A 7,333-nucleotide genomic window follows, 5' to 3' on the forward strand; every position below is an offset into this window, starting at 1 on the left:
CGGAGCCCGTGGTTCCGCGGCGCCTGCCGGCGTGTGGGCTCATGGGAAACGGTACGCGTCCGAGTCTCGATCCGCATGGCCGTTACGACATCGTGATCGCCGTACTTCCCTGAGTTCCCGGGGATCGACGGGGTACAGTCCGACCTCCACCAGGACGAGGAATCGCGCAAGGAGGACAGCATGGCGTTGTCGAAGGGTGACGAGGTGCACTGGAACACCTCGCAGGGCAGGACGACCGGCACGCTCGTGCGGAAGCGGACGAGCGACTTCGAGTTCGACGGGCAGCACTTCACGCCGACCGACGACGACCCGTACTGGATCGTCGAGTCGGAGAAGAGCGGCAAGCAGGCCGCCCACAAGGAGTCGGCGCTGACGAAGGCCTGAGGCTCAGTCGCGGGCGGGCTCGGCGCGACGACGACCCCGGGCACCGCCCACGGCAGGGCTGCCGGCGTCGTCGTGGTCGTCGTCGGGGCCGCCCGTACGCCGCTCGGCGCGGACACGGCGGATCCGGCGCACGACGAAGGTCACCACGACCACGGCGATCGCGACGTAGAGCACGCGGTCGATCCACTCGGTGTACGCCTCGACCTGGTCGTACTGCGACCCGAACGCGGCACCGAGCAGCACGAGTGCACTGTTCCAGATGCCGCTCGCGATGATCGTGAACACCGAGAACGTGCCGAGGTGCATGCGGTCGGCGCCGGCCGGCAGCGAGATGAGGCTGCGGACGATCGGGACGAACCGGCCGAAGAACACCGCGCTCTTGCCGTGCCGGTGGAACCAGCCGGCCGCCTTGCGGAAGTCGTCCTCGTCGACGAGGGGCAGCTTGCCGAACCACCGCGTGGTGCGTTCGAACCCGATCTTCGCGCCGAGCCAGTACAGCACCAGGGCCCCGAGGTACGAACCGATCGTCGCCAGCACCAGGACCAGCACGAGGTTCATCTGGCCGGCACCCGCGAGGAACCCGGCCAGCGGCAGGATGACCTCGGACGGGATGGGCGGGAACACCGTCTCGACGAAGAGCATCAGCCCGACGCCCCACTCCCCCAGCGCGTCGATCAGCTGCAGCACGAGCCCGGAGAGCCCGCCGAGGTCCGACGGGGCGGTGGAGTCGCCACTGGCGACGGTCATGGCACGGGTGGTCACGGCAGTCGTCATGCCCCCAGCATCCCTGAACGCCCTGTCAGGACCCGGCACGCTCCCTGGGTGTCAGCCGAGTCCCATGTGGGCGGAGCGGACGTGCGCGAGCGACCGGGCGAGGGCACCCCGGGCGACGGCGTCGCGACCGACGGTCGACGGGGCGAAGGCCACCGGGTGCCGGAGCTGCGGCGTGACGATCTCGTCGAGCGCGGCGCAGAACACCTCGGCAGCCGGCAGGACCTCACCACCGACGACGACGACCTCGGGGTCGATCGTCGTCACGAGCTGCACGACGCCGGGTGCCACGTCGGCCGCGAACGCACGGACGGTCTCGACTGCCGACACCGAGCCCTGGGCCGCCGCCGCGAAGACGGATTCGAGGTCCGTGCCGGACGGGATCCGGGCCTCCAGGCGGGCGGGCGCGGCGGGCCAGCCGGTCGAGGCGATGCCGCCCATCTCGCCGGCCGCACCGCGCGCACCGCGCGCCAACGAGCCGTCGACCACCAGGGCGGCACCGATCTGCCGACCCATGACCAGGTACAGGGCATCCCGGACGCCGTGGAACCGCCCCCACCGCGCCTCGGCCGTGGCCGCCAGCTTGGCGTCGTTGTCGAAGAAGGTGGCGACCCCGGGGAAGAGGTCCTGGATCCGGCCGGGCACCCGCCGCTCGACCCACTCCGGCACCGCGACCGTGTAGTCGATCGCGCCGTCGCGGTCGACGACCGCCGGGACCCCGAACGTGGCACCGAGCACCGGCGCACCACCGGCGGAGCCACCGACCGTGCCACCGACGGGCGCCGTCAGCCGACGGACGACGTCCTGCACGCTCGACCAGGCCTGTTCGGCGTCGGCGAGGTCGGTGTAGCGCTCCTCGACGCGGGCGAGCGTGACGCCGCGCAGGTCCGCGCGCACGCCGACGATCCCGTGCAGGCCGAGGTCCACCCCGAGCACGGAGCCGGCCGACGCGTCCGCGGCGAAGCGCTTGGCGCGACGACCGGCCTTGTTCGGGGTGGCGATCGCCTCGGCCTCGGTCACCCAGCCCTCGTCGACCAGGTCGGCGAGCGCCGCCTCGACCGTGGGGCGGGAGAGTCCGACCGTGCGCCCGAGCTCGGTGACCGTGCGGGAGACGTCGTCGCGCAGGAGCTCGTCGAGGATCGCCCGCGAGTTCATCTGCCGCAGGACGCCAGGGGTCGTCCCCACGACACCGGGGGTCGTTGACACGGTCTGCTCCACGGTCATAGCCTCCACATTACGAAAGATCATTGAGGAATGGTGGCTCCGACATGCTCGTCCCACGACCGCGCCGCACCGCTCCCGGTGTCGGGGCCTTCGCGATCACCCCGTCGACCCGGATCGCCGCCGACCCGGCGAGCGAGTCCGTCCGACTGTACCTGCAGCAGACCCTGCGGGGATCGACCGGGCTGCCGGTGCGGGACGCCCTCGACGACACGGCACCGGGGACCGGCACGATCGCGCTGCGCGTCGCCGACGACCCGTCCCTGCCCGCGGGCCCGACGACGCCGGAGGGCGACCGGGCGGAGTCGTTCCGCCTCACGGTGACGCCGGACGGCGTCGACGTCGTCGGCGGCTCGCCCGCCGGGGTCTTCTACGGTGTGCAGGCCCTGCTGCAGCTGCTGCCCCCGGACGTGTACCGCCGCGGCCGGGTCGCGACCGGTCCGTGGTCCGTCCCCGCCGTGGTCGTCGAGGACGCCCCCGCCTTCGCCTGGCGCGGCGTGATGCTCGACGTCGCCCGGCACTTCCGGACGAAGCACGAGGTCATGCGGGTGGTCGACCAACTCGCCGCGCACCGGATCAACCGCCTGCACTTCCACCTCACCGAGGACCAGGGGTGGCGCATCGAGATCCGGAAGTACCCGCGCCTGACCGAGGTCGGGTCCTGGCGTCGGGAGTCCCAGGTCGGCGCGCACGTCCCCGGGCCGGACGGCACACTCGTCGTCGCCGGGTTCGACGGCCGCCCGCACGGCGGGTACTACACGCAGGACGACGTCCGCGAGATCGTGGCCTACGCGGCCGACCGGTTCGTCACCGTCGTCCCCGAGATCGAGACCCCCGGGCACGTCCGCGCGGCGCTGGCGGCCTACCCGTCGCTCGGCGTCACGGGCGAAGCGGTCGAGGTGTGGACGGAGTGGGGCATCGCCGACGACGTCCTGAACGCCGAGGACGCCACGATCGACTTCTTCAAGGACGTCCTGGACGAGGTCATCGCACTCTTCCCCTCCGGCTACATCGGCATCGGCGGCGACGAGTGCCCGAAGGTGCAGTGGGAGACCGACCCCCGCACCCAGGAGCGCATCCGCGAGCTCGGGCTGCAGGACGAGGAACAGCTGCAGGCCTGGATCATCGGGCAGCTCGCCGCACACGTCGAGTCGCACGGCCGGCGGGCGTTCGGGTGGGACGAGATCCTCGAGGGCGGCACGCTCGACCCCTCGGCGACCGTGGTCTCCTGGCGCGGGCTGACCGGCGCACGGACCGCCGCCCGCCGCGGGCACGACGTCATCTCGTCGCCGGACGACCAGGTGTACCTCGACTACCGCCAGAGCGACCTGCCGACCGAGCCGATCCCGGTGTCGATCGTGCTCACCGTCGACGACGTCTTCGCCTTCGACCCGGTGCCGTCGGGGCTCACCGACGACGAGCGCGTCCACGTCATCGGCGGCCAGGGCAACATGTGGACGGAGCACGTCGACACCGCCCGTCGGCTCGACTACCAGCTCTTCCCCCGCGTCGCCGCCCTCGCCGAGGCACTGTGGTCGGCCGACGTCACCGGGCCGCGCGACCTCGCCGAGTTCCGCGGACGCCTGGCCGAGCACACCGCCCGGCTCGAGGCCATGGGCATCGAGTACCGGCACGAGGCCGGGCCGTTCCCGTGGGAGCAGCGGCCGGGCGTGCCGGGGCGCCCGCACTCGCGCGAGGAGCGTGCGGCGTACATCGACGCGGTGACGGCGAACATCGCCGACTGACCAATTGACATTTCACATGTGAGAGGTTCACACTGGGGAGGACTTCACGGAGGAGACCCCCATGCCACAGCGCAGCATCCCCGGCCTCGACGGGCTCGACATCGACGCACTGATCGGGGATCGACAGCCCGAGGCCGAGCTCGAGATCACCGTCGACTTCGTCCGGGGCCGGTCGGTGCTGATCACGGGCGCCGGCGGCTCGATCGGCAGCGAACTCTGCCGACAGCTCGTCCGGTTCGAGCCGGCGGAGATCATCATGCTCGACCGTGACGAGACCGCCCTGCAGCAGGTGCAGGTCTCCGTGGACGGTCACGGGCTCCTCGACACGAAGAACGTCGTCCTCGCCGACATCCGCGACGCCGACGCCATCCGCGACATCATGCTGACCCGCCGGCCCGACGTCGTCTTCCACGCCGCGGCGCTGAAGCACCTGCCGATGCTCGAGCAGTACCCGGACGAAGGCTGGAAGACGAACGTCCTCGGCACCCTGAACGTCCTCCGCGCCGCTGCTGCCGCGGGCGTGGGGACACTCGTGAACATCTCGACCGACAAGGCCGCGAACCCGACGAGCGTACTCGGATCGACCAAGCGCATCGCCGAGCGGTTGACCGCCTGGACCGCCGCCGACACGGGCCACGACTACGTGTCGGTCCGGTTCGGCAACGTCCTCGGCAGCCGCGGCTCGATGCTCCCGCTCTTCGCGGAGCTGATCCGTGCCGGACGGCCCCTCACCGTCACCCACCCCGACGCCACCCGCTACTTCATGTCCATCCCCGAAGCGTGCCACCTCGTGATCCAGTCGGCTGCGATCGCCCACCCCGGCGAGGTCCTCGTGCTCGACATGGGTGCACCGGTCCGGATCCTCGACATCGCACGGCGCATGCTCCAGGCGACGGGGAGCCCGTCCGACATCGTGTTCACGGGCCTGCGGGCGGGCGAGAAGCTCCACGAGGACCTCATCGGACGCGGCGAGACCGAACGCCGTCCCGTGCACCCGAAGATCACCCACACCTCGGTCGCGCCGATCGCGCCGTGCGACGTCGACGAGTGCGTCCCCGGCCAGATCGACCCGTCGGCACTCGCGATGGCCGCCTGACCGGCGCACGTCCGGCCCGCGACGCAACCGGACGACGGACCCACTTCTTCAGGGCGACGAGCACCAGCGCGGACACCACGGTCCCCGCCAGGATCGCGACGACGAACATCAGGACGTCACCGATCGCGAAGAAGACGAAGATCCCGCCGTGCGGCGCTCGCGAGGTCACGCCGGCAGCCATCGAGATCGCACCCGTGATCGCGGCACCGACCATCGACGCCGGGATGACGCGCAGCGGGTCGGCTGCGGCGAACGGGATCGCACCCTCGGAGATGAAGGACGCACCGAGCAGCCACGCGGCCTTGCCGTTCTCGCGCTCCGGCTTCGTGAAGCCCTTGCGGTAGAGCACGGTCGAGGCGAGCGCGAGTGCGAGCGGCGGCACCATGCCGGCCGCCATGACGGCGGCCATGATCTCGAACGGCACCACGTTCGTGGCGGTCCCGGCACCGAGCCCGGCGACGGCGAACGCGTACGCCACCTTGTTCACCGGACCACCGAGGTCGAACGCCATCATCAGGCCGAGGATGATCCCGAGCAGGACGGCCGAGGCACCCGACAGGGAGTTGAGCCAGGCGGTGAGCTCGGTCATGACCCAGGCGATCGGGCCACCGAGCACCAGGAGCATGAGGCCCGAGGCGATGATCGACGCGAACAGCGGGATGATCACGACCGGCATCAGACCACGCAGCCAGCGCCAGGTCGGGATGCGCCCGATCCAGTAGGCGGCGGCACCGGCGATGAGGCCACCGACCAGACCACCGAGGAACCCGGCGTTCATGAACACGGCGATCGACCCGGCCACGAAGCCCGGTGCGATGCCGGGACGGTCGGCGATGGCGTAGGCGATGTACCCGGCGAGTGCTGCGACCAGGAACCCGAGCGACACGGACCCGATCTGGAACGCGGCGGCGCCGAGGTAGTAGCCGAGGCCCTCCGGCGGCAGGTTCAGCAGGGTGTAGTTGGTGAGCGTGAAGACGGCGTTGTTCTGGCCCGAGTCACCGTGGGTCAGCGCGATGCCGTACCCGGAGAGCAGGAAGCCGAGCGCGATGAGCAGCCCGCCGCCGGCCACGAACGGGATCATGTAGCTGACGCCGGTGAGGAGCCAGCGCTTGAGCGACTGGCCGAAGTGCTCGTTCTTGGCGGTGGACTCGCCCTCGACGGCGGCACCGCCCTGCACGCGTGCGGCGTGCGGGTCCTCCGAGGCGCGGATGGCCTCGGCGATCATCTTGTCGGGCTCGTCGACACCGCGCTTGACGGGTCCGGACACGAGCGGCTTGCCGGCGAACCGACCGCGGTCGCGGACGTCGACGTCGACCGCGAACACGACGGCGTCGGCACGGGCGATGAGGGCCGGGTCGAGGGGTTCGACCTGCGAGGACCCCTGCGTCTCGATGTGCATCTCGGCACCGGCACGCTGGGCGGCGGCGACGAGGGCGTCGGCCGCCATGTAGGTGTGCGCGATGCCGGTCGGGCAGGCGGTGACGCCGACGAAGACCTTGCGGCCCGCCTCCGGTGCGGTGGCCGGTTCGGAGGCACCGCTCGCCTTCCCGACGCCGGCCTCGGCCACTTCACCGCTCACCTCGTTGTCGACGAGCCGGACGATCTCGTCGGGGGTGGTCGCGGCACGGAGCGCGGCGGTGAAGTCCTCGCGGATGAGCGCACGGGCCAGGGTCGAGAGGACCGTCAGGTGGTCCTTGTCCGCCCCCTCGGGCACGGCGATCATGAAGACGATGTCGGCGTCGCCGTCCGGGGCGCCGAACGGCACCTTCCGGGCCAGGCGCGAGAACGCCAGCGTCGGTTCGGACACCGACGCCGACCGGGCGTGCGGGATGGCGATGCCGCCGGGGACGCCCGTTCCGACGCTCGCCTCGCGCTTGATGGCGTCGTCGGCGAGCGTCGCGCCGTCGGCGGCGCGACCGGTCGCGGCGACGCGATCGGCGAGCACCCGGATGACGTCGGTCGACGTGGCGCCGAGGTCCTCGTCGAGGCCGACGAGCTGTGCGCTGATGAGGCGCGGACTCGAGTCTGCGGACATGTGCTTGCTCCTTCGCAATGGCGCTGATCGCGCGGTGGTGCAGGTGTTCGTGGGGTGGTCGGGCGGGGTGGGGAGGGGATC

The 7,333-nt window shown here is 71.5% G+C and carries 6 protein-coding genes; 3 read left to right on the forward strand and 3 right to left on the reverse strand.

All coding sequences use genetic code 11. From position 1 onward, the window contains the following. The first annotated feature begins 180 nt into the window (after window positions 1–180). The gene (locus DEJ05_RS07280) at window positions 181–384 is read left to right on the forward strand and encodes a DUF2945 domain-containing protein (protein ID WP_071404335.1); all 204 of its coding nucleotides are present in this window, start codon (window positions 181–183) and stop codon (window positions 382–384) included. A gap of 3 nt (window positions 385–387) precedes the next feature. On the opposite strand, the gene DEJ05_RS07285 is transcribed toward DEJ05_RS07280, so the two are convergent. Continuing rightward, the gene (locus tag DEJ05_RS07285) at window positions 388–1,158 is read right to left on the reverse strand and encodes a DedA family protein (RefSeq protein ID WP_258376109.1); all 771 of its coding nucleotides are present in this window, start codon (window positions 1,156–1,158) and stop codon (window positions 388–390) included. A gap of 51 nt (window positions 1,159–1,209) precedes the next feature. After that, window positions 1,210–2,361 (reverse strand): ROK family transcriptional regulator, encoded by a 1,152-nt coding sequence (locus DEJ05_RS07290; protein WP_181440682.1) that lies wholly within the window; start codon window positions 2,359–2,361, stop codon window positions 1,210–1,212. Window positions 2,362–2,423: 62 nt separating this feature from the next. Between DEJ05_RS07290 and DEJ05_RS07295 the strand changes: the two genes are divergently transcribed. Both DEJ05_RS07295 and DEJ05_RS07300 read left to right on the forward strand, forming a co-directional pair. After that, the gene (locus DEJ05_RS07295; protein ID WP_111110105.1) at window positions 2,424–4,121 is read left to right on the forward strand and encodes a beta-N-acetylhexosaminidase; all 1,698 of its coding nucleotides are present in this window, start codon (window positions 2,424–2,426) and stop codon (window positions 4,119–4,121) included. 61 nt (window positions 4,122–4,182) lie between these two features. Beyond that, on the forward strand, window positions 4,183–5,217 hold the full coding sequence (locus tag DEJ05_RS07300) for a UDP-N-acetylglucosamine 4,6-dehydratase family protein (RefSeq protein ID WP_111110106.1): 1,035 nt from the start codon (window positions 4,183–4,185) through the stop codon (window positions 5,215–5,217). Here the strand turns inward: DEJ05_RS07300 and DEJ05_RS07305 are convergent. Continuing rightward, window positions 5,123–7,252, reverse strand: a complete 2,130-nt coding sequence (locus DEJ05_RS07305; protein WP_258376110.1) for a fructose-specific PTS transporter subunit EIIC — start codon at window positions 7,250–7,252, stop codon at window positions 5,123–5,125. The two genes, DEJ05_RS07300 and DEJ05_RS07305, sit on opposite strands and share 95 nt — an antisense overlap. Between the last annotated feature and the right edge of the window lie 81 nt (window positions 7,253–7,333).

The organism is Curtobacterium sp. MCLR17_045 (assembly GCF_003234405.1).
Classification (GTDB): domain Bacteria; phylum Actinomycetota; class Actinomycetes; order Actinomycetales; family Microbacteriaceae; genus Curtobacterium; species Curtobacterium flaccumfaciens.